17 protein-coding genes are annotated in these 23,594 nt (G+C 59.5%); 10 read left to right on the top strand and 7 right to left on the bottom strand.

Going from position 1 to position 23,594, the window contains the following annotated elements:
- Positions 1-54 precede the first annotated feature (54 nt).
- From acnD to BLU63_RS20655, 4 genes are all read right to left on the bottom strand, one after another.
- Positions 55-2,652 carry a Fe/S-dependent 2-methylisocitrate dehydratase AcnD gene (gene acnD, locus BLU63_RS20670; RefSeq protein WP_010456544.1) on the bottom strand — a complete coding sequence of 866 codons (2,598 nt, stop codon included), beginning with the start codon at positions 2,650-2,652 and terminating at the stop codon, positions 55-57.
- 203 nt (positions 2,653-2,855) lie between these two features.
- Positions 2,856-3,983 carry a bifunctional 2-methylcitrate synthase/citrate synthase gene (gene prpC / locus BLU63_RS20665; RefSeq protein ID WP_077748190.1) on the bottom strand — a complete coding sequence of 376 codons (1,128 nt, stop codon included), beginning with the start codon at positions 3,981-3,983 and terminating at the stop codon, positions 2,856-2,858.
- A gap of 152 nt (positions 3,984-4,135) precedes the next feature.
- Complete coding sequence (gene prpB / locus BLU63_RS20660; protein WP_010456549.1) at positions 4,136-5,026, bottom strand: methylisocitrate lyase; 891 nt, start codon at positions 5,024-5,026, stop codon at positions 4,136-4,138.
- Positions 5,023-5,745 (bottom strand): GntR family transcriptional regulator, encoded by a 723-nt coding sequence (locus BLU63_RS20655; RefSeq protein ID WP_010456551.1) that lies wholly within the window; start codon positions 5,743-5,745, stop codon positions 5,023-5,025. Before BLU63_RS20655 ends, prpB begins: the two co-directional genes overlap by 4 nt.
- A gap of 299 nt (positions 5,746-6,044) precedes the next feature.
- Between BLU63_RS20655 and rloA the strand changes: the two genes are divergently transcribed.
- The 4 genes from rloA (at position 6,045) to pabB (ending at position 10,685) form a co-directional block, all read left to right on the top strand.
- On the top strand, positions 6,045-6,581 hold the full coding sequence (gene rloA / locus BLU63_RS20650) for a retropepsin-like aspartic peptidase RloA (protein ID WP_010456553.1): 537 nt from the start codon (positions 6,045-6,047) through the stop codon (positions 6,579-6,581).
- A 5-nt stretch (positions 6,582-6,586) separates the two neighbouring features.
- Positions 6,587-8,122, top strand: a complete 1,536-nt coding sequence (rloB, locus tag BLU63_RS20645; RefSeq protein ID WP_077748188.1) for an osmotic stress tolerance membrane protein RloB — start codon at positions 6,587-6,589, stop codon at positions 8,120-8,122.
- A complete protein-coding gene (locus tag BLU63_RS20640) occupies positions 8,122-9,108 on the top strand; it encodes an alpha-L-glutamate ligase-like protein (protein ID WP_083376055.1) in 987 nt (328 codons plus the stop codon). The genes rloB and BLU63_RS20640 overlap by 1 nt, the downstream gene beginning before the upstream one ends.
- A gap of 239 nt (positions 9,109-9,347) precedes the next feature.
- Entirely contained in the window at positions 9,348-10,685 is a 1,338-nt protein-coding gene (gene pabB, locus BLU63_RS20635; RefSeq protein WP_083376054.1) for an aminodeoxychorismate synthase component I, read from the top strand.
- Between the two features lie 48 nt (positions 10,686-10,733).
- On the opposite strand, the gene thrH is transcribed toward pabB, so the two are convergent.
- Positions 10,734-11,351 (bottom strand): bifunctional phosphoserine phosphatase/homoserine phosphotransferase ThrH, encoded by a 618-nt coding sequence (gene thrH, locus BLU63_RS20630; protein WP_010456561.1) that lies wholly within the window; start codon positions 11,349-11,351, stop codon positions 10,734-10,736.
- 172 nt (positions 11,352-11,523) lie between these two features.
- Here thrH and BLU63_RS20625 point away from each other — a divergent pair, with 172 nt between their 5' ends.
- The 3 genes from BLU63_RS20625 (at position 11,524) to BLU63_RS20615 (ending at position 15,148) form a co-directional block, all read left to right on the top strand.
- The gene (locus tag BLU63_RS20625; protein ID WP_010456562.1) at positions 11,524-12,264 is read left to right on the top strand and encodes a phosphoadenylyl-sulfate reductase; all 741 of its coding nucleotides are present in this window, start codon (positions 11,524-11,526) and stop codon (positions 12,262-12,264) included.
- Between the two features lie 562 nt (positions 12,265-12,826).
- Entirely contained in the window at positions 12,827-14,362 is a 1,536-nt protein-coding gene (locus BLU63_RS20620; protein WP_077748186.1) for an NCS1 family nucleobase:cation symporter-1, read from the top strand.
- A 57-nt stretch (positions 14,363-14,419) separates the two neighbouring features.
- A complete protein-coding gene (locus BLU63_RS20615) occupies positions 14,420-15,148 on the top strand; it encodes an aspartate/glutamate racemase family protein (protein ID WP_010456567.1) in 729 nt (242 codons plus the stop codon).
- A 96-nt stretch (positions 15,149-15,244) separates the two neighbouring features.
- Here the strand turns inward: BLU63_RS20615 and BLU63_RS20610 are convergent, their stop codons facing one another.
- Positions 15,245-16,168, bottom strand: coding sequence for a LysR family transcriptional regulator (locus BLU63_RS20610; protein ID WP_010456568.1), 924 nt, complete (start codon positions 16,166-16,168; stop codon positions 15,245-15,247).
- Between the two features lie 125 nt (positions 16,169-16,293).
- On the opposite strand from BLU63_RS20610, the gene BLU63_RS20605 reads away from it, so the two are divergent.
- The gene (locus tag BLU63_RS20605) at positions 16,294-17,040 is read left to right on the top strand and encodes a 3-oxoacyl-ACP reductase family protein (RefSeq protein WP_083376053.1); all 747 of its coding nucleotides are present in this window, start codon (positions 16,294-16,296) and stop codon (positions 17,038-17,040) included.
- A gap of 119 nt (positions 17,041-17,159) precedes the next feature.
- Here the strand turns inward: BLU63_RS20605 and BLU63_RS20600 are convergent, their stop codons facing one another.
- On the bottom strand, positions 17,160-17,855 hold the full coding sequence (locus tag BLU63_RS20600) for an HAD-IA family hydrolase (protein ID WP_010456572.1): 696 nt from the start codon (positions 17,853-17,855) through the stop codon (positions 17,160-17,162).
- A 252-nt stretch (positions 17,856-18,107) separates the two neighbouring features.
- Between BLU63_RS20600 and BLU63_RS20595 the strand changes: the two genes are divergently transcribed.
- Both BLU63_RS20595 and BLU63_RS20590 read left to right on the top strand, forming a co-directional pair.
- On the top strand, positions 18,108-22,982 hold the full coding sequence (locus tag BLU63_RS20595; RefSeq protein WP_083376052.1) for an RHS repeat-associated core domain-containing protein: 4,875 nt from the start codon (positions 18,108-18,110) through the stop codon (positions 22,980-22,982).
- On the top strand, positions 22,972-23,373 hold the full coding sequence (locus BLU63_RS20590) for a hypothetical protein (RefSeq protein ID WP_083376051.1): 402 nt from the start codon (positions 22,972-22,974) through the stop codon (positions 23,371-23,373). The genes BLU63_RS20595 and BLU63_RS20590 overlap by 11 nt, the downstream gene beginning before the upstream one ends.
- Positions 23,374-23,594: the final 221 nt, after the last annotated feature.

Below are 23,594 nucleotides of genomic sequence, written 5' to 3'. Positions count from 1 at the left end.
GATGGTCCTTTTAGGATCGAGCGGGACCGCGGGGTCCCGCCCGAACTCATCGTGTTAAACGGCAACCGCCGATTCTTCGAGGAAGTCCTGAGCGAAACGCTGCAACACGCCGCCGGCCTCGTAGATCGACACTTCTTCAGCGGTGTCGAGGCGGCAGGTCACCGGCACTTCGACGCGTTCGCCGTTCTTGCGGTTGATCACCAGCGTCAGTTCGGCACGCGGCGTGCGCTCACCGATCACGTCGTAGGTTTCGCTGCCGTCGATGGCCAGTGTGTGACGGTCGGTGCCCGGCTTGAACTCCAGGGGCAACACGCCCATACCCACCAGGTTGGTGCGGTGGATGCGCTCGAAACCTTCAGCGGCAATCGCCTCGACACCCGCCAGACGCACGCCCTTGGCCGCCCAGTCGCGGGACGAACCCTGACCGTAATCGGCGCCGGCAATGATGATCAGCGGCTGCTTGCGCTCCATGTAGGTTTCGATGGCTTCCCACATGCGCATCACTTTGCCTTCCGGCTCGACGCGAGCGAGAGAACCCTGCTTGACCTTGCCGTTTTCCTGAACCATTTCATTGAACAGTTTCGGGTTGGCGAAGGTGGCGCGTTGCGCGGTCAGGTGGTCGCCACGGTGAGTCGCGTAAGAGTTGAAGTCCTCTTCCGGCAAGCCCATTTTCGCCAGGTATTCACCCGCCGCGCTGTCCAGCATGATCGCGTTCGACGGCGACAGGTGATCGGTGGTGATGTTATCCGGCAGCACCGCCAATGGGCGCATGCCCTTGAGCGGACGTGCGCCGGCCAGCGCGCCTTCCCAGTACGGCGGACGGCGGATGTAAGTGCTCATCTCGCGCCAGTCGTACAGCGGCGTGACTTTCGGGCCGGTGTCTTCATGGATGGCGAACATCGGGATGTAGACCTGACGGAACTGCTCCGGCTTGACCGACGCCTTGACCACGGCGTCGATTTCTTCGTCGCTCGGCCAGATGTCTTTCAGGCGGATTTCCTTGCCTTCGGCGTCCAGGCCCAGCACATCTTTTTCGATGTCGAAACGGATGGTGCCGGCGATGGCGTAAGCAACCACCAACGGCGGCGAAGCAAGGAACGCGTTCTTGGCATACGGGTGAATCCGGCCGTCGAAGTTGCGGTTACCGGAGAGCACGGCGGTGGCGTACAGGTCGCGGTCGATGATCTCTTGCTGGATCACCGGATCCAGCGCACCGGACATGCCGTTACACGTGGTGCAAGCGAACGCCACGACGCCGAAACCAAGTTGCTCCAGCTCAGTCGTCAGGCCGGCTTCGTCCAGGTACAGCGCCACGGTTTTCGAACCCGGCGCCAGGGACGATTTGACCCACGGCTTGCGGGTCAGGCCGAGCTTGTTGGCGTTGCGCGCCAGCAGGCCGGCGGCAATCACGTTGCGCGGGTTACTGGTGTTGGTGCAGCTGGTGATGGCGGCGATGATCACCGCGCCATCCGGCATCTGGCCAGGAACGTCGTCCCACTGACCGGAGATGCCTTGGGCGGCGAGATCCGAGGTGGCGACGCGGGCGTGCGGGTTGCTCGGGCCGGCCATGTTGCGCACGACGGTGGACAAGTCGAACGTCAGGCCGCGCTCGTATTGCGCGCCTTTCAGGCTGTCAGCCCACAGGCCGGTTTGCTTGGCGTAGTTCTCGACCAACTGCACCTGCTCGTCTTCACGGCCGGTGAGTTTGAGGTAGTCGATGGTTTGCTGGTCGATGTAGAACATCGCCGCCGTGGCGCCGTATTCCGGGGCCATGTTGGAGATGGTGGCGCGGTCGCCGAGGGTCAGCGCGGCGGCGCCTTCACCGAAGAATTCCAGCCATGCGCCGACCACTTTTTGCTTGCGCAGGAACTCGGTCAACGCCAGCACCATGTCAGTGGCAGTGATGCCCGGTTGCAGCTTGCCGGTCAGTTCAACGCCGACGCTTTCCGGCAGACGCATCCACGACGCACGGCCGAGCATCACGCTCTCGGCTTCCAGACCACCGACACCGATGGCGATCACGCCCAGTGCATCGACGTGCGGGGTGTGGCTGTCGGTGCCGACGCAAGTGTCGGGGAACGCCACGCCGTCACGTACCTGGATCACCGGAGACATTTTCTCCAGGTTGATCTGGTGCATGATGCCGTTGCCCGGTGGAATCACATCAACGTTCTTGAAGGCCTTTTTGGTCCAGTTGATGAAGTGGAAACGGTCTTCGTTGCGACGGTCTTCGATGGCGCGATTCTTCTCGAACGCCTCCGGGTCGAAGCCTCCGCGCTCGACGGCCAGGGAATGGTCGACGATCAACTGCGTCGGCACCACCGGGTTCACTTGCGCCGGGTCACCACCTTGCAGGGCGATGGCGTCACGCAGGCCGGCGAGGTCGACCAGCGCGGTCTGGCCGAGGATGTCGTGGCACACCACGCGAGCCGGGAACCACGGGAAGTCGAGGTCGCGTTTGCGCTCGATGAATTGCTTCAGGGATTCGGTGAGCGTGGCCGGGTCGCAGCGACGTACCAGGTTTTCCGCCAGCACGCGTGAGGTGTACGGCAGAGTGTCGTAGGCGCCAGGCTGGATGGCCTCGACAGCCGCGCGGACGTCGAAGTAATCCAGATGGCTGCCGGGCAGCGGTTTACGGAATTCAGTGTTCATCGTCAGGACTCGGTCACGGTAGTTTCAAAAGGTGGGGCCTGGCACAGCACCTGAAATGCACACAATCCACTGTAGGAGTGAGCCTGCTCGCGATAGCGGTCAATCAGTCGACATCCATTTTGAATGTCAGTCCGTCATCGCGAGCAGGCTCGCTCCTACAGGGATCTGCGTAGAGTTCAGATCCCGGTGCAGGCCTTCACCATTCAGCGTTGTTCGATTGGCACGAACTTGCGCTGTTCGACGCCGACATACTCGGCGCTCGGGCGGATGATGCGGTTGTTGGCACGCTGTTCGAACACGTGCGCCGCCCAGCCGGTCAGGCGCGAGCAGACGAAGATCGGTGTGAACAACTTGGTCGGAATGCCCATGAAGTGGTACGTCGACGCATGGTAGAAGTCGGCGTTCGGGAACAGTTTCTTCTGTTCCCACATGGTCGCGTCGATGGCTTCGGAAACCGGGAACAGCACGGTGTCGCCCACTTCTTCAGCGAGTTTTTTCGACCAGCCCTTGATCACTTCGTTACGCGGATCGTTGTCTTTATAGATCGCGTGGCCGAAGCCCATGATCTTGTCCTTGCGCGCCAGCATGCCGAGGGTGCCCTCGACGGCCTCTTCAGGCGACGAGAAGCGCTCGATCATTTCCATCGCCGCTTCGTTGGCGCCGCCGTGCAGAGGGCCGCGCAACGAACCGATGGCTGCGGTGACGCAGGAATACATGTCCGACAGCGTCGAGGCGCACACCCGTGCGGTGAAGGTCGAGGCGTTGAACTCGTGTTCCGCGTAGAGGATCAGCGAAACGTTCATCACCTTGACGTGCAAATCGCTCGGTTTCTTGCCGTGCAGCAAGTGTAGGAAGTGGCCGCCGATGGATTGTTCGTCGCTCACGCAGCTGATGCGCTTGCCGTCATGGCTGAAGCGATACCAGTAGCACATGATCGCCGGGAACGCGGCGAGCAGGCGGTCGGTCACGTCGTGTTGTTCGGAGAAGTCTTTCTCCGGCTCGATGTTGCCCAGGAACGAGCAACCGGTGCGCATCACGTCCATCGGGTGGGCGTCGGCAGGAATGCGTTCCAGTACTTCTTTGAGCGCTTGCGGCAGGTCGCGCAGCTTGCCCAGTTTGCTGATGTAAGCGGCGAGTTGTGCCTTGGTCGGCAATTCACCGTAAAGCAGCAGATAAGCCACTTCTTCGAATTGCGCGTCGGCCGCCAGTTCGCGAACGTCGTAGCCGCGATAGGTCAGGCCTGCGCCCGATTGGCCCACGGTGGACAGAGCGGTTTGCCCGGCAACCTGGCCACGGAGCCCGGCGCCACTGAGTACTTTTGCTTCGGCCATTGCTGTCTCCAGTTTTTCTTGAATTTGTCAGGGAAACTTGTAGGAGCGATGCTTGCTCGCGAAAGCGCTGTATCAGACGACATCAATGTGAATGTCAGTGCGTCTTCGTCGGATCGCCGCCCAGAGCAAGCTTCGCTCCTACAGGGCTTTCGTTACTTCTTCGCGGCAAACAACGCATCGAGCTTCTGCTCGAAGGTGTGGTAGTCGATGCGATCGTAAAGCTCCATGCGGGTCTGCATGGTGTCGATCACGTTCTGTTGCGTGCCGTCGCGACGGATTGCGGTGTAGACGTTTTCCGCCGCCTTGTTCATCGCGCGGAAAGCGGACAGCGGGTACAGCACCAGCGACACATCGGCAGCGGCGAGTTGCTCGGTGGTGTACAGCGGCGTCGCGCCGAATTCGGTGATGTTAGCCAGGATCGGCGCTTTCACGCGGTTGGCGAACAGCTTGTACATGTCCAGTTCGGTGATGGCTTCCGGGAAGATCATGTCGGCGCCGGCTTCGATGCAGGCGGCGGCGCGATCCAGCGCGGATTCCAGACCTTCCACTGCCAGGGCGTCGGTGCGAGCCATGATCACGAAGCTGTCATCGGTGCGCGCATCGACGGCGGCCTTGATCCGGTCGACCATTTCCTGCAGCGACACGATCTCTTTATTTGGACGGTGACCGCAGCGCTTGGCGCCGACCTGGTCTTCAATATGGATCGCCGCCGCGCCGAACTTGATCATCGACTTGACGGTGCGCGCGACGTTGAACGCCGAGGAACCGAAACCGGTGTCCACGTCCACCAGCAGCGGCAGGTCGCACACGTCGGTAATGCGACGCACGTCGGTCAGCACGTCATCCAGGCCGGTGATGCCCAGGTCCGGCACGCCGAGGGAGCCGGCAGCCACCCCGCCACCCGACAGGTAAATGGCCTTGAAACCGGCGCGCTTGGCCAGCAGCGCGTGGTTGGCGTTGATCGCGCCGACCACTTGCAGCGGATGTTCGCTGGCGACCGCATCGCGGAAACGCTGGCCTGGAGTGCTCTTGTTGGAACTCATGACTCACCTCGTTCAGTGGCTGTCTGGTTAGCGCCGTCCTGGTAGTGACGGGCGATATTGCGTTTGGAGGCGCCGATGTGACGGCGCATCAACAACTCGGCGAGCTCACCGTCACGGTCGGCGATGGCGTCGAGAATTCGGTGGTGCTCGGCAAAGGCCTGGTGCGGGCGATTGGGCGTGGTGGAAAACTGGATGCGGTACATGCGCACCAGCTGGTAGAGCTCGCCGCACAGCATCTGCGTCAGGGTGCGGTTGCCGCTGCCCTGGATGATCCGGTAGTGGAAATCGAAGTCGCCTTCCTGCTGGTAATAGCCAACGCCGGCCTGAAACGCCTCATCGCGCTCGTGGGTTTCGAGGACCCGGCGCAGTTCGTCGATTTCTTCGACGGTCATGCGTTCGGCCGCCAGCCGACAGGCCATGCCTTCGAGGGATTCGCGAATCTCGTAGAGCTCCAGCAGCTCGGCATGGCTAAGCGAAACCACCCGCGCCCCAACGTGCGGTACGCGGACCAGCAGGCGCTGGCCTTCCAGTCGATGGATCGCCTCGCGCAACGGCCCGCGGCTGATGCCGTAGGTGCGCGCCAGCTCCGGCTCGGAGATCTTGCTGCCCGGGGCGATCTCGCCTTTGACGATGGCCGCCTGAATGCGGCGGAAGACGTTTTCGGAAAGCGTCTCCGATTCGTCTTGCGTAACCACCGGGGGATCGAGTTGATCCAGCATATTGTCGACACCTTGAAAGCCAATGCCGCAAAAACTAGCGAAAACAGCCGCAACAGTCAAAGGATAAATAGGTATTGTCGACAATCGTCTAATAACCGACTGCACCACAACAAGGCAGCCCTTCTGTTTATAGCCCCCCGCCAGCGCTGGCGCCATAAACCCACCGTGCTAGAATGCCGCCCGCATTTGTCTGTGACATCTGCACGGCTTGTCATAAATAGTTGATAGGCATACGAGGGAGCTTGCGCAGCGATGCCAGGGCCTTGAATTGAAGTACGGACCGCTGCGCACCAGGATTTATGAGACTCAAGCCCCTCCCGACATTCCTTTATCTTCTTTGCCTGCCCGGTTTCGCCGTGGCGGGGGAAAAGACCGTGTACGGCCTCAACGAGTATGCTTCCCTGGACGGCATCAACCTGGAAGTCGCCGCCAAACTCGACACCGGGGCGAAAACAGCGTCCCTGAGTGCCCGCGACATCAAACGTTTCAAACGCAATGGCGAGTCTTGGGTGCGCTTCTATCTGGCCATCGACGCAGCGCATTCGCACCCCATCGAACGGCCACTGGCCCGCGTCAGCAAGATCAAGCGTCGTGCCGGCGACTACGACCCGGAAGAGGGCAAGAAGTACACCGCCCGTCCGGTGATCGAGCTGGATATCTGCATGGGTTCGGCTTTACGCAGTATCGAAGTGAACCTAACCGACCGTAGCGCCTTCCAATACCCGCTCTTGATCGGCTCCGAAGCGCTGAAACGCTTCGACGCGCTGGTCGACCCCAGTCTTAAATACGCTGCTGGCAAACCCGCCTGCGCCACCGACGCACATACCGCAGAGTAATTCCAATGCGCGCTCTTACCCTCCATCTGAAACTGCTGATCGCCATCCTGGTGGTGCTGGGCATTTCAGTTACGGCCTATCAGATTTTCGTGCTCGGCATTCCCGTGACCGAGGACGCCACCGACGACTTGTGGAACATCGACGCCAAGGTCGAGTTCGTCGCCAGTGCCAAAGACCCGGTCAAGATCCAGATGTTCGTGCCGCCGCTGAGCCGCGACTACGTCAGCCTCAATGAGAGTTTCATTTCCAATAACTACGGCGTCGCCGTAAACCGTGTCGACGGCAACCGCAAGGTGACCTGGTCGGCGCGCCGGGCCAAGGGCAATCAGACCCTTTATTACCGCCTGGTGCTGACCAAGCGCTACACCGGCGAAAAATCCAAGGTCAAGGGCCCGACCTTCCGCGACAGCATCGCCGTCGAAGGTGCGGAAAAAATCGCCGCCGAAGCCCTGCTCGCGCCGATCCGACAACACTCGGCCGACGTCGAAACCTTCATCGGCGAAGCCATCAAGCGTGTCAACAATCTCAACGATGACAACGTGAAGCTGTTGCTGGGCGGCGATCCTTCCCCCGGGCACAAGGCGAAAATCGTCGAGTTGGTCCTGTCCATCGCCCACGTGCCGGTGGAAAAGGTCCACACCATCCGTCTGGTGGCCGATCAGCCGCAAACGCCGGAACTCTGGCTGCGCAGCTTCAACGGCACCGACTGGCTGTACTTCAACCCGGAAACCGGCGAACAAGGCCTGCCGTCCGACCGCCTGCTGTGGTGGACCGGCGACGAAAACCTGATCACCGTCGATGGCGGCAAGAAAGCCAACGTGACGTTCAGCCTGAACAACAGCGAAATGAACGCGATTCGACTGGCCAAGCTGACCGACGAAAACACCGACGCCAACTTCCTCGAATACTCGCTGTACGGTTTGCCCCTGCAAACCCAGCAGACCTTCATGATCATGGTGATGATCCCGATCGGCGTGCTGGTAATCCTGATCCTGCGCAACCTGATCGGCCTGCAGACCCTCGGTACCTTTACCCCGGTGCTGATCGCCCTCGCCTTCCGCGAAACCCAGCTTGGCTTCGGCATCGTGCTGTTTACGGTCATCACGGCGCTCGGGCTGTCACTGCGCTCCTACCTTGAACACTTGAAATTGCAGATGCTGCCGAGGCTGTCGGTGGTGCTGACCTTCGTGGTGGTGCTGATCGCGGCGATCAGCCTGTTCAGCCATAAACTCGGCCTGGAACGCGGGCTGTCGGTGGCGCTGTTCCCGATGGTGATTCTGACCATGACCATCGAACGCCTGTCGATTACCTGGGAAGAACGCGGTTCCGGGCATGCGATGAAAGTGGCGATCGGTACGCTGTTTGCCGCCTCCCTGGCGCACCTGATCATGAGCGTGCCGGAGCTGGTGTACTTCGTGTTCACCTTCCCGGCGATCCTGCTGATCCTGGTGGGTTTCATGCTGGCGATGGGGCGTTATCGCGGTTACCGCCTGACTGAACTGGTGCGCTTCAAGGCTTTCCTCAAGAAGGCTGACTCTTGATGTTCGGCTTCTGGAAGACCTGGAAGGCCCTGGAAGCCCGGGGCATCATGGGGATCAATCGGCGTAACGCGGACTACGTGCTCAAGTACAACAAGCGCAGCCTGTACCCGATTGTCGATGACAAGATCATCACCAAGGAATGCGCGATCGCCGCCGGTATTCATGTGCCGGAACTGTACGGCGTGATCTCCACCGAGAAGGAAATCGATAACCTCGACAAGATCATCGGCGAGCGCACCGACTTCGTGATCAAACCGGCCCAGGGCGCGGGCGGCGACGGCATCATTGTGGTTGCCGACCGTTTCGAGGGCCGCTATCGCACGGTGTCCGGCAAGATCATCAGTCATGAGGAGATCGAGCACCATGTCTCCAGCATCCTCACCGGCCTGTATTCCCTGGGCGGTCACCGTGACCGCGCACTGATCGAATACCGCGTGATCCCGGACCAGATCTTCAAAAGCATCAGCTACGAAGGCGTCCCGGACATTCGCATCATCGTGTTGATGGGCTATCCGGTGATGGCGATGTTGCGCCTGCCGACGCGCCAGTCCGGCGGCAAGGCCAACCTGCACCAGGGCGCCATCGGCGTCGGCGTCGATCTCGCCACCGGGCAGACGCTGCGCGGCACCTGGCTGAACAACATCATCACCAAACATCCGGACACCACCAACGCGGTGGACGGCGTGCAACTGCCCTACTGGGACGGTTTCATGAAACTCGCTGCCGGCTGTTATGAGCTGTGCGGGCTGGGCTACATCGGTGTCGACATGGTGCTCGACCAGGAAAAAGGCCCGCTGATTCTTGAGCTCAATGCCCGGCCCGGGTTGAACATCCAGATTGCCAACGATTGCGGCCTGACGCTGCGCACCCATGCGGTTGAAGCGCGGCTGGAAGAGCTGAAAGCGCGCGGGGTTGTTGAGTCGGTTCAGGAGCGGGTCGAGTTTGTTCAGGAGATGTTTGGGCATATTCCTGCCGTCGAAGGCTGATCCGAAACTGAGTCGCTGCCTTCGCGGGCAAGCCTCGCTCCTACAGATCTAGCGTCGTTCACATTCTCGGCGAACGGCACAAACCCGTAGGAGCGAGGCTTGCCCGCGAAGACTGACTAACAGTCACCAAACCTCGCAACCCTGTCCCCAATCTGCCAATCCCCGACATCCCCTCTAGGAGCAAATCCTGCAGAGGACTACAATCGCACCCCCGCCTCGATGGCTGATCTGCCCCGCCCATGTTGACCTGTTCCGTACACCCGCTGCCCTATCGCGCCAACCCCGCCGAGTACTTCGCGGCGATTCGTCATGCCCCCGGTGCCGTGCTGCTCGACAGCGGCCGGCCCACCGCTGATCGCGGGCGTTATGACCTGCTCAGCGCCTGGCCGCTGCAGCAAATAGCCGTATTGCCTGACGAAAGTGGCAGCGATTTCCTGCAACGCCTTCGCGACCATCTGGCACGACTGGGTGAAGCGGCAGTCTCCGATGAACTGCCATTCGCCGGCGGGTTGATCGGTTATCTGAGTTATGACTTCGGACGGCATCTTGAACACCTGCCGAGCCAGGCGCAGGACGACCTGCAATTGCCGGATGCGCGTTTCGGGCTGTACGACTGGGCATTGATCAGCGATCACCATTTGGCTACCAGTCAACTGGTGTTCCACCCGACACTGATCGACAGCGAGCGCCAGCGCTTGATCGCCTTGTTCAGTCAGCCTGCGGTTGAGCCGATCGAGCCGTTCAGTTTGAAAGCCCCGATGAAGGCCGACCTGAGCGCTGACGAGTATCGCCACGCACTTGAGCGCATTCAGCAGTACATCCAGGCGGGCGATTGTTATCAGGTGAACTTCGCCCAGCGCTTTCGTGCGCAATGTGCGGGTGATCCGTGGGCCGCGTATATCGCGCTGCGGGCCGCGTGCCCGACACCGTTTTCCGGTTTCCAGAGCCTGCCCGACGGCGGCGCGGTGTTGAGTCTGTCGCCTGAGCGCTTCGTCAAAGTCAGTGAACGTCATGTGGAAACCCGCCCGATCAAAGGCACCCGTCCGCGTGGCCTGACGGCTGCCGAAGACGCCGCGAACGCTGCCGAACTGCTGGCCAGTCCCAAGGACCGTGCCGAGAACCTGATGATCGTCGACCTGCTGCGCAACGACCTCGGTCGCACTTGCCGCATCGGCTCGGTGCGGGTGCCGGAGTTGTTCAGTCTGGAAAGCTATCCGAATGTGCATCACCTGGTGAGCAGCGTGACCGGCGAACTGGCGGATGACCGGGATGCGCTGGATCTGATCGCTGGCAGTTTTCCGGGCGGATCGATAACCGGTGCGCCGAAGATTCGTGCCATGCAGATCATCGACGAGCTGGAGCCAACCCGACGTGGGTTGTACTGCGGCTCGTTGCTGTACCTGGACGTGCGCGGCGAGATGGACAGCTCCATCGCCATTCGCAGCTTGCTGGTCAAGGATGGACAGGTGTGCTGCTGGGGCGGTGGCGGGATTGTCGCGGACTCGGAATGGCAGGCGGAGTATCAGGAATCAATTACCAAGGTGAAGGTTCTGCTCGACACCCTGCAAAACCTTTGATTCCGGGCTTTTGTGGCGAGGGAGCTTGCCCCTCGCCACAGGTTGTGTTTACAGACTTAAGGCCCGATTCGAAGCCTTGATGAACTCCTGCTTCAAGTCCTCAAAGGTATGCACCGCCGGGAACTGCGGAAACTCGCGAATCACATTATCCGGCGCATGAAACAGAATCCCCGCATCCGCCTCACCGAGCATGGTGGTGTCGTTGTAGGAATCCCCTGCCGCAATGACCCGATAGTAAAGACTCTTGAACGACAGAACCGACTGCCGCTTCGGATCTTTCTGACGTAACTGATAGCTCGTCACCCGTCCCGAATCGTCGGTGATCAAGCGATGGCACAGCAAGGTCGGGAAGCCCAGTTGACGCATCAGCGGCTGGGAAAACTCGTAGAACGTGTCCGACAGAATCACCACCTGAAACCGCTCACGCAGCCAGTTGACGAACTCGATGGCGCCGTCCAGCGGCTTCAGCGTGGCGATCACTTCCTGGATGTCAGTGAGCTTCAAGCCGTGCTCGTCGAGAATCCGCAGGCGCTGCTTCATCAGCACGTCGTAGTCGGGAATGTCCCGGGTGGTCGCCCTCAGGGATTCAATACCGGTTTTTTCAGCGAACGCGATCCAGATTTCCGGGACCAGCACACCTTCGAGATCCAGACAGGCAATTTCCACAAGACACTCCCATTTGTATTGATTATTGAGTCGAGCGAGTAAAAGACTGCCGAACTCTAGCGACTCAGGCTGCCCCGCGCAACGCACAGGGCGCGCCCGCCGCCGCAGGATTTTGTTACCATCAGCCCCATATAGAGCGCCCAGCGCCACCGACCTGTAGGAAGCCGCCCTGATGAGCCCATCGTTCGATGTTGTGGAACTCGCCACGACCTATGCCAACAAATCCGCCCAGGACATCCTGAAACTCGCGTTTGCCGAGTTTGGCGATGACCTGTGGATATCTTTCAGCGGCGCCGAAGACGTGGTGCTCGTGGACATGGCCTGGAAGCTGAACAAGAACGTCAAAGTGTTCAGCCTCGACACCGGTCGCTTGCACCCGGAGACCTACCGCTTCATCGATCAGGTGCGCGAGCACTACAAGATCGACATTGAGCTGGTGTCCCCGGACTACACGAAACTGGAGCCGTTCGTGAAGGAAAAAGGCCTGTTCAGTTTCTACAAGGACGGCCATGGCGAGTGCTGCGGCATCCGCAAGATCGAACCGCTGCGTCGCAAACTGTCGGGCGTGAGCGCCTGGGCCACCGGCCAGCGTCGGGACCAGAGCCCGGGTACCCGCAGCGCCGTCGCGGTGATGGAAATCGACACCGCGTTTTCCACCCCGGAACGCACCCTCTACAAATTCAACCCGCTGGCGCAGATGACCAGCGAAGAGATCTGGGGTTACATCCGCATGCTCGAACTGCCGTACAACAGCCTGCACGAACGCGGCTTCATCAGCATTGGCTGCGAACCCTGCACCCGCCCGGTGCTGCCGAACCAGCATGAACGTGAAGGCCGTTGGTGGTGGGAAGAAGCGACGCAGAAAGAATGCGGGCTGCATGCGGGGAATATCATCAGCAAGTCCAAGGCCTGAGCCCGAGCCGGGTGAATTCCCCTGTGGGAGCGAGCCTGCTCGGGATAGCGGTGTAACAGTCAACAATACTGTTGAATGCCCCGGCAAGCCGGTCTCACTCCCACAGGCTTAGTGTTCTGTTTTATAAATGTGTACACACGAATGTCACCATAGGTGCCATTTATGTGTGCACTTTTGTTTTCTGCGCCCCAAAAAGTTACACCCTCTTTTCCTGACTTCCCCAGTCGAGTTTTCCCACCTCCTCCGACGAAAAATAAATACCTGTTCAACCGGTCAATTTATATCGCCTTTTTTTCAGTTACTTATCGTGATTCATCAACAAAACGAAATGAGAACCTATTTTTATAGATCGGTAGCTGGCATGGATCTGGCTTAAGTGCATACATGTTTTGTATACAATCAACTCAAAACATACACACACTTAGATCCGCAAGCCTGAAGCGCCCTATCCCGTACAGGCTGCAGATGCCCCGTAACCAATGATGCTTTTGCCCGCGACGAAGATTTGTCGAGCTCACGCTCATGCACAGTCATCGCGACGCCAAGCTCGGAGCCTGCCGGAATGCGTACTAGCCTCTCCAATAACAACATCGCACTGGATCTGCCCTCCTTTCCACCCACCGCTCAAGATCAAACTGTTCAAGAACCCGTGGTGCTCAGCCCGCGCCTGCACAACAAGGACCTGGCGCCGACCAAGGCCGAAGGCCGACGCTGGGGCCGCTACAGCATCTTCGCCCTGTGGACCAACGACGTTCACAACATCGCCAACTATTCCTTCGCCATTGGCCTGTATGCGCTGGGTCTGGGTGGCTGGCAGATTCTGTTGTCCCTGGGGATCGGCGCGGCGCTGGTGTATGGCTTCATGAACCTTTCCGGCTACATGGGGCAAAAGACCGGCGTGCCGTTTCCTGTCATCAGCCGGATCAGTTTCGGTATCCACGGGGCGCAAATTCCTGCGTTGATCCGCGCCATTATCGCCATCGCCTGGTTCGGCATTCAGACGTACCTGGCGTCCGTAGTGTTTCGCGTGCTGCTGACGGCGGTGCATCCCGGCTTCGCCGACTACGACCACAACTCGATCCTTGGTCTGTCGAGCCTGGGCTGGGTATGTTTCGTGGCGATCTGGCTGGTGCAACTGGGCATCCTCGCCTACGGCATGGAAATGGTACGGCGCTATGAAGCGTTCGCCGGGCCGGTGATTCTGCTGACCGTCGCCGCGCTCGCCGCCTGGATGTACACCCAAGCCGACGCAACCATCGCCTGGTCGATCCGCGAGCCGCTGACCGGTGGTGAGATGTGGCGCAATATTTTTGCCGGTGGCGCATTGTGGCTGGCGATCTACGGGACGTTGATCCTCAACTTCTGCGACTTCGCCCGTTCATCGCCGTGCCGCAAAACCATCAAGGTCGGGAATTTCTGGGGCTTGCCGGTGAATATTCTGGTGTTCGCGGCCATCACCGTCCTGCTTTGTGGTGCGCAATTTCAGATCAATGGCCGGATCATCGAAAGCCCGACTGAAATCATCGCCTCGATCCCCAACACCTTCTTCCTGGTGCTCGGCTGCCTGGCGTTCCTGATCGTCACCGTAGCGGTGAACATCATGGCCAACTTCGTCGCCCCGGCGTTCGTGCTCAGTAACCTGGCGCCTAAATACCTGACCTTCCGCCGCGCCGGGCTGATCAGCGCAACCATCGCGGTGCTGATCCTGCCGTGGAATCTCTACAACAGCCCACTGGTGATCGTGTATTTCCTGTCCGGCCTCGGCGCCCTGCTAGGCCCGTTGTACGGCGTGATCATGGTCGACTACTGGCTTGTACGAAAAGGCCAGGTCAACGTGCCGCAGTTGTACAGCGAAGACCCCAACGGCGCTTATTACTACAGCCGCGGGGTCAATTTACGCGCCGTAGCGGCGTTCATTCCTGCCGCATTGATTGCCATCGTCCTGGCGCTGGTGCCGGGCTTCCACCTTGTTTCACCGTTCTCGTGGCTGATCGGCGCCGGGATTGGCGCAATGCTCTACCTGATCATCGCCAAGCGACAGCCCCATTACGCCGACGTCAGCGGTGAAAGCATCGCAGTCGACAACGTCTGCCACTAATCCACTCGCGGCCCGCCAGCGCCGGGCCGCAGAACCGCCCTGCAATAAGGACTACTCATGCGAATTCTCGTGGTCAACGTCAACACCACCGAATCCATCACTCAGGCCATCGCCCGATCCGCCCAGGCGGTGGCCGCGCCGGGAACGGAAATCGTCGGCCTGACGCCCTACTTCGGCGCCGACTCCATCGAAGGCAATTTCGAAAGTTACCTGGCCGCCATCGCCGTAATGGACCGGGTCATGGCCTACGACCAGCCCTTCGATGCGGTGATCCAGGCCGGCTACGGCGAACACGGTCGCGAAGGCTTGCAGGAATTGCTCAACGTGCCGGTGGTGGACATCACCGATGCAGCGGCCAGTACGGCGATGTTCCTCGGCCATGCCTATTCGGTGGTCACCACCCTGGACCGCACCGTGCCCCTGATCGAGGACCGGCTAAAACTGTCGGGGCTGTGGGACCGCTGCGCGTCGGTGCGGGCCAGTGGTCTGGCGGTGCTGGAACTGGAATCCGATCCGCAACGGGCGCTGGAGGCGATTGTCCGTCAGGCGGAACTGGCGGTGCAGGAAGACAAGGCCGAAGTGATTTGCCTGGGCTGCGGCGGCATGGCCGGGCTGGATGAACAGATTCGCCAGCGCACCGGGGTTCCGGTGGTGGATGGCGTGACGGCGGCGGTGACCATTGCCGAATCGCTGGTGCGATTAGGGTTGTCCACTTCCAAGGTGCGGACGTATGCGACGCCACGGCCGAAGAACATTATTGGTTGGCCGGGGCGGTTCGGGCGGTAGACCGCGTTATCGTTCATCGCGAGCAGGCTCGCATTGGATCTGTGTCATTCACAAATCCCCTGCTCGCGAAAGCAGCGACTCGGTCTCAAGCCAGGCTCAAACCGCACTGAACCGCTGCACCCACCCCCGCTCCGCAAACTGCTCAATAATGAAATCCACAAACGCCCGGGTCTTGCCCGGCAGCAGTTTGTGTTCCGCGTAATAGATAGAAATGTTGCCGTCGTCGACATACCAGTCCGGCAACACCCGTTGTAACGTCCCGGCTTCCAGATACCCCACAGCAAACGGCATGCTTACCAACGCAATGCCCAACCCCTGCGCCGCCGTCGCACACGCCGCTTCCGAATCGCTCATGGTCATGCGCGCCTTCAGCGCCAGCGGGTTGTGTTGCTGAGTACGACTGGTCAATTGCCAGGAACGCACCCGACCGGTCTGTGGGGAGCGGATCAGGATGCCGTCGTGGTCCTTGAGTTGATCGGGCTCGACGATCACAGGCCGCGCCGCCAGATACTCCGCCGACGCCACCAGCACCCGATGCGCCGGCGTCAGCTTGCGCGCCACCACGCCTTGAGGCAGCTCAAATCCCCCACCAATCGCCGCATCGAAGCCCTGAGCGATCAGATCGACCTGCCGGTTGTCGAAATGCCAATCCGGGTTGATCGCCGGAAAACGCCGCAGAAACTCACCCAGTAAGGGCACCACATATAAACGCCCGAACACCGTGCCCATGCTGACTTTCAGTGTTCCCGCTGGCCGACCCTCAGCGCTGGCGAGGTTGGCCACCGCATTCTGGATCGTGTGAAGGCTGGAACTGACTTCGCCGAGAAACAGGTGACCTGCCTCGGTCAGCGTCAGGCTTCGCGTGCTGCGCTGGAACAGCCGCACACCCAGCCGGGCCTCAAGCTTGGCAACACTTTTGCCCACCGCCGCCGGGGTCAGGCTCAAGCGTCGCGCGGCTTCGGCGAAGCTGCCGACCTCGGCGCTGCGCACGAAGCATTCGATACTGCTGAAGGTTTCCATAGGCGCCACTATAAACTTCTGGTTTACACAGACTATCGCAATTGCCGTCTACACAGCGTGTAATCCGCAATCAATACTAGGCTCCATCAACCGAGGCATCTCGCCTCGGGACTTCGGAGATCGTTATGACTACTCAGAACCTCAGCGGCAAAGTGGCTTTGATTCAAGGCGGGTCCCGCGGCATCGGCGCCGCCATCGTCAAACGCCTGGCCGCTGAAGGCGCAACCGTTGCCTTCACCTATGTCAGCTCCACGGCCAAAGCCGAAGCCTTGCAAGACAGCATCACCGGCAATGGCGGCAAAGCCCTCGCCATCAAGGCCGACAGCGCTGACGCCGAGGCCATTCGCCGCGCCGTGACCACCACCGTAGAAACTTTTGGTCGCCTCGACATCCTCGTCAACAACGCCGGCGTGCTGGCCGTTGCGCCACTGGAGGATTTCAAACTCGAAGATTTCGACCAGACCCTGGCCATCAACGTGCGCAGCGTGTTCATCGCCACCCAGGCCGCCGCCAAACACATGACTGAAGGCGGTCGCATCATCAACATCGGCAGCACCAACGCCGACCGCATGCCCTTCGCCGGTGGCGGCCCTTACGCCATGAGCAAATCAGCGCTGGTAGGTCTGACCAAAGGCCTGGCCCGCGACCTCGGCCCGCGCGGCATCACCATCAACAACGTGCAACCGGGCCCGGTCGACACCGACATGAACCCGGCCGACGGTGACTTCGCTGACAGCCTGATCCCGCTGATGGCGGTGGGCCGTTACGGCACTTCCGAGGAAATCGCCAGCTTTGTGGCCTATCTGGTCGGGCCGGAAGCCGGTTACATCACAGGGGCGAGCCTGACCATCGACGGTGGTTTTGGCGCCTGATGCGCTAGACGCAATCACAATGTGGGGGCGAGCCTGCTCGCGAAGACGGTGCGTCAGGCGACATTGATGTCGTCTGACCTTCCGCTTTCGCGAGCAGGCTCGCTCCCACACTTTTTACTTCAAGCCCATTCGAGGGCTGGCAAACCACAAGCACTCGGCTTGAACGCCTTCAACGAACGAAGAATGCCATCGGCATGCGCATACTTTTCGTCAGCCATCGCCGCGTCGGGAATCGCAATCGCCGTCATCCCCGCCGCTTTCGCCGCCGTGACACCGAACGGCGAGTCTTCGAACACCAGGCAGTCTTCGGGCGCAACGCCCAGGCGCCGCGCCGCCGTGAGGAAGATGTCCGGCGCCGGTTTGGCCGCGCCCACTTCAGGGTCATCGGCCGTCACGACAAAGTCGAACAGCGCAAACCAATCGCGGTGCAAGGTGGTTTTCTGGCCGAACGACTGACGCGAAGAACTGGTGCCGACCGCGATCGGAATGTTGTTGGCTTTCAAGTGCCTGACCAGTTCCTCGGCGCCAGGCATCGCCAGCGCTTGCGGAAAACGCTCGCGCATCAGCGGTTCGCGGATCACCAGAAACTCTTCGGCGGTGATCGGCAGGTCGAGAGCCTCGACCACGTACCGCGCCAGATCACCCGCGCCACGACCGATGATGTTCTGTTTGATGCTCCAGTCGAAGACCCGACCGTAGCGCTCGGCAATCATGGACGTGACCTCGGTATAAATGCCCTCGGTGTCCAGCAGCAAGCCGTCCATATCAAAAATCACGGCCTTGATCGGGCCGTATTCATTCAGCGGTGCATTCATCGCATCTGATCCGTTTTCTAATGACATCCCAGAGGCGGCTCAGGTGCGGCCGGGTCCGTGATCGATTAAAGGATTCAGCAGCATAGCGAGCGCGGCGGCCATCGAGCAACGGGCAATCCCTGACAGATACAAAAAGTGCTCGTCGTCATTTAGCGATTTTCCCTACATAAAACGCCTCCTTTCCCGACTTCTTTACCCGTTGATCCCAAGCAAAGTCCCGCGCTCAAACTTGATCTGCGCGAGGGACTGCGAATGTTCGTACCTGACAAGGTACTGGCCTTGAATAACGCCATCGGCCTGCTGGTGGTTGCCGCCATGGACCCCGAGCGGCCGGATGTCGAAGCGCTGTTCGCTGACTTCCGGCTTTGCCTCAATGACTACGACGCCTGGGCCGAAAGTTTCTGGACCGGCAAGGCGCTGGATATCGAGCAGGTGTTCAAGGTGGGGCACGACGTTCGCCTGGTCGCGCCGAAAAACTCCACCACCCCTGTCAGCTCGACCGTCGCCGCATGCCCGGCAGCGGGTTCCCTGACCCTCGTGCACATGTTCGACGCTGCGCGGTTCGTGCCGATCGGCAACACCCCGGTGATGCTTGAGCCTTTGAACGCTGACGGTACGTTCGGCAAGCCGGTTTATGACGAGATCGGCCCTAGCGGCATCCTCGAAATCCGCGAGTGCGAACGCAGCCTGCGTTATCGCATCACCTTCTTCCCGAATGTTTCCGCTGAGCATGTCAAAGCGCTTTATGCCTCTTATCAAGGCGTCATCAGCGGTCTGGAAGGCTGGCTGCGTAACGAGTGGACGACCGAATTCGAACCCTCATGGGCCGAGTTCGCCGAGGCCGGTTTCATCAAGCGTTACGGCCAGCTGCAACAGGCCGACTGGCGCGGTTTCGAGAATTCGCTGAACGGGTTGTGGGATGACGTGAAGCAGATCTACGCGCTGATCGCGGACCTGCAAGCCAACAGTGAAAAACTCCTTGAATACCTGACCGAAACCGAACTTGAAACGCTGCTGGAGGCTTCAGCGGAATCCATCGCCAACCTGCTGCTGGTGTTGAGTGATGAGCCGCTGATGTTCATTCATCTGGCGGCGATCACCAGTTGGCTGAGGATGTTGCCGCCGCAGTTCATCGCCGAAGTCGTGGCAGAGATTCGCACAGGCATATTGATCGGCTTCCTGCTGGCGCGCCTCACAGGCCCTGCCGGGTTGAAGCTCGGCATCAGCGCCAAGGTGCTGGACAAGGTCAAATCCGACCGCGCGCGCAAATGGCTGGCTGCCGCGAGCCTGAGGTTGGCCGAGCTCGGCACCCAGTCCGACCTGACGCCCCACGCGGGCGTACTCAAACCCCTTGCGGTCAATGTCCGAAATGCTCCGCTAAACCCCGCACCCGCCGTGCCGTTGCAGATCAACCTGGGCACTGCGCCGGTTTTGACAGTGCAGAATCCAGTCGCCATTGCTCGCGACAAATCCGCAGCCATGACCCGATTGGGTCGGCAGGAGCACCGTGACGACGTTCCCGATCAAGCGAAAAATCCCAACGGCGATAGTGCCGATTGCGGGCCGCTGACCTGCACCAACGGTTGCCCGGTGTCGATGGTCACCGGCGAAGAATTGCTGACACTGGACGATGGATCGCTTAACGGCTTGCTGCCTTTCGCGTTTACCCGGTTGTACCGAACCAGCGCCGTGGAAATGGATTGCGGGCTGGGTTGGGGTTGGAGTCATTCGCTGGCGCATCGCCTGGAGCTGGACGCAGAACAGGTCGTCTGGACCGACCATGAAAACCGTCGCACGACGTTTCCACTGCCCGGTCTTTCGCGTCCGGCGATTCATAACAGCCTGTCCCGCTCGGCCATTTATCTCGGAAACAAACCCGAGGAGCTGATTGTTGCGCTGGCGGGTGAGTCTCCACGGTTCTATCACTTTGAAAATGGTCGCCTGACGTCCATCAGTGATGCCTACGACAACCGGCTGCATATCACCCGCGACCGTCAGGATCGCATTCAACGCGTCGATAACGGCGCGGGACGTTCACTGCTGTTGCGTTACGAGCGCCGGCACATCGTTACGGTCGAGTATCAGTCGTTTCACCCCACCGACGGATTGATGGACGCCTGGCGTACAGAGCAAACGCTGATTGCCTACCGCTACGACGCCCGTCACCGCCTGATCGAAGCGACCAATGCTGCCGGCGAAAGCGAGCGATACGACTACGACGACCAACATGTGATTCTCCAGCGACAACTGGCCGGTGGGGCCAGTTTCTTCTGGGAGTGGGAAAGGTCTGGCAAGGCGGCCAGATGTGTCAGGCACTGGGCGACTTTTTCGCAGATGGATACGCGATATGCCTGGGATGACGACGGCGCAGTGCTGGTTAAAAACGCCGATGGCAGCGAAGAAGTATACGTCCATGACGATAAGGCCCGATTGGTGCGCCGGGTTGAGCCGGATGGCGGAGAGCATCTCAACACCTACGACGACCAGGGCCGTTTGACGAATGAGTGCAGTCCGTCAGGGGCAATCACTCAATATCGCTACGACGAGGTCGGGCGGCTGATCGCGCTGATTCCACCGGAAGACGAGCCAACGTCCTACGAATATCGCAACGGTTTCCTGCATGCGCGATATCGCGGTAAAGCGGTGTGGAAATACCAACGCAATGTTCAAGGGGATGTCACCGAGGCCATCGATCCCGATGGCCACATCACTCACTACCACTACGATGCTCAAGGACGGCTGCTGTCTATCCGTTACCCGGACACCAGCCGTCATGTGTTCCTGTGGGATGCCATCGGGCAACTGGTCGAAGAGACGTTGCCAGACGGCAGTCAGCGGCGGTTTTCCTACGATGTATCAGGTCGTCAGATTGCCCGTCAGGACGAACATGGTGCCGTCACTCAATACCAATGGGACGCCGTTGGCCGACTGATCCAGACGGTTCTTCCTACAGGCGCCAGCCGCGCCTTCAGTTACAACGCCTACGGCAAAATCACCGCCGAACGCGATGAACTGGGGCGCGTCACCCGTTTTGAATACGACGATGACCTGCATCTGGTCAGCCGCCGAATCAATCCCGACGGCACGCAGCTGCGTTATCGCTACGACAACGCACGGCTGCTCCTGACGGAAATCGAAAACGAATCCGGCGAACGCTATCGACTGGACTACACGCCTGGCGGATTGATCCGACAGGAAACCGGCTTTGACGGCCGTCGCACAGCGTATGCCTACGACCTCAACGGCCATCTGCTGGAAAAAACCGAATTCGGTGATGACGGCTCGCAGCTGTTTACGAGTTACCAACGGGATACGGCCGGACGCCTGCTGGTCAAAAACCTGCCCGATGGCGTCAACGTCGAATATCGCTATGACAGCCTCGGCCGATTGGTCAGCGTCGATGACGGCCACGACCATCCGCTGGAGTTCGAGTACGACAAGCAAAACCGCCTGATCACCGAACATCAAGGCTGGGGCACGCTGCGCTACGGCTACGACGCTTGCGGCAAGCTCAACCATCTGCGTCTGCCGGACAACAGCCAACTCGACTATCACCACGCCAAGGGCGGTGCGCTGACAGCCATCGACCTTAACGGCACGCGACTTACAAGCCACACGTACAAGTCCGGCCGCGAGCTTCAACGCCAACAAGGCCTGTTGCTCAACCACTACGACTACGACGAACAAGGCCGCCTGAAAGGCCACGCCGTTAGCCAACACCATCAGCCGTTGTATCGCCGCGACTATGCCTACAGCGCCAACGGCAATCTTGAGCACATCGCCGACACCCGTCATGGCCAACGCAGCTATCAATACGATCCGCTTGACCGCCTGATCCGCGTCCGCCACTCCCGCGACCAGCAGCCCGAAAGTTTCGCCCATGACCCCGCCGGCAACCTGTTGATGCAGGACCGTCCAGGCCCAGCCACCCTCAAAGGCAATCGCCTACTGATGCAGGGCGATCGCCATTTCGACTACGACGCCTTCGGCAACCTGATCCGCGAGCGCCGCGGCGCCGCCCAAAAACTCGTCACCGAATACCGCTACGACTGCCAGCATCGATTAATCGGCGTCACCCTGCCGAGCGGCAACACCGCCAGCTACCGCTACGATGCCTTCGGCCGCCGCATCTGTAAAACCGTCGACGACCACATCACCGAGTACTTCTGGCAGGGCGACAACCTCGTTGCCGAAAGTGGCCGCGAACATTACCGCAGCTACGTCTACGAACCCGGCACCTTCCGCCCACTGGCCATGCTCGACGGCAAAGGCCCGCACCAGGCCTGCCCGTTCTACTACCAACTCGACCACCTCGGCACACCACAAGAACTCACCGACTATAGCGGCGACATTATCTGGGCCGCCCAGTACACAGCCTATGGCCGCCTGACACGCCTGAACCGCGATACCCATCAGGTTCTGGATCAGCCATTGAGGTTCCAGGGGCAGTATTACGATGCGGAGACGGGACTGCATTACAACCGGCACCGGTACTACAACCCTGATCTGGGACGGTATCTGACGCCGGATCCGAGTAAGTTGGCGGGTGGGTTAAACGGATATCAGTACACGCGCAATCCAACGGGGTGGGTTGATCCGTTGGGGTTGAATGATTGCCCTGGAGGGGACGGGTGCAAGAGGCCTTCGTTTGGGGATGAGGATCCGGCGGGGAAGGTGAAGGTTGATGAGGGGGAGGCCACTCTTCCTACTCCGAAAGCAGAAATCGATTATCTTTACCGTGGTGATCTTCGTCGTCCCGATGAAATCTTTGACACTGGTTTTTTAAGCTTAGGCAGAAGTACCGATCTATTGCTCCATATATGGGACAACCGAAATCCACCAAGCAATTTCGTAAGTACATCGACTGATCGGGAAGTAGGCATCGATTTCGGCACAAGATACAGAACTACCAAGGGTTACTTGTACACCCTGAAAAAAATCTATGGCCACGACGTGAACAAAGAATTACATCCTGACGACATTCCTTATAGTTATGAGTCTGAAATTGCAATACCTAACGGAATAGAAAGCAAAAATATTCTCGGTGCCACGCCCCTGAAAAAAGATGGTAGTTATGTTGGGTATTCCATTCCGAATCCATCAAGGAATCTGAAAAATGACAATTAAGAAAATACCTATAGTGGTGGGTGGAAAACCCGAAACTGCGACCTTGGATTATGACGAGCGGGTACCTGTGATCCGCTTGGCACTTGAAAATGGTTGGAGCGAAGAATTCAAAGGCTCAGACATCTATGAGTGTCTGGGAAAAATAATTAAATCACTCCCTGAAATTAAATTTCTTTGTAAAGGAGCGAAGTTAAACGTTAGACCATCTAGCATGTCGTCGCAGATGACATCCGGAATAATGGCATACGAGCACAAAATAGGCGTCCGCGCCACAAGAAAAGATATCGTCAACATCTTCGATTATGATGACAAAGAAATAATCAACGAGCCAAGACTACAGACCGAATTCTTTCATCGCTGGTTAGAATCCATAAAAAAAGTTAAAGACTAGGGCGCATACAGAGCAGCGATTTTTTAAAACACAGCCTCCCCTAACATCTCTGTTATTTAAAAAAGCACCTGAAGAGCCCAGTTTGTACTGGGCTCATCTTCTGGAATACTCGGATTAACCTCCGAACCGCCACCTCCACCCGCACTCCCCAAACTCCCACCGCGACTCATCCCTGAACCACCAGAACTACCGGATCCTCCACTCCCACTCCCAGCCCCATT

Origin of the sequence: Pseudomonas mandelii (genome assembly GCF_900106065.1) — a bacterium.
GTDB lineage: Bacteria > Pseudomonadota > Gammaproteobacteria > Pseudomonadales > Pseudomonadaceae > Aquipseudomonas > Aquipseudomonas mandelii.
This window is presented reverse-complemented; position numbering and strand designations above follow the sequence as displayed.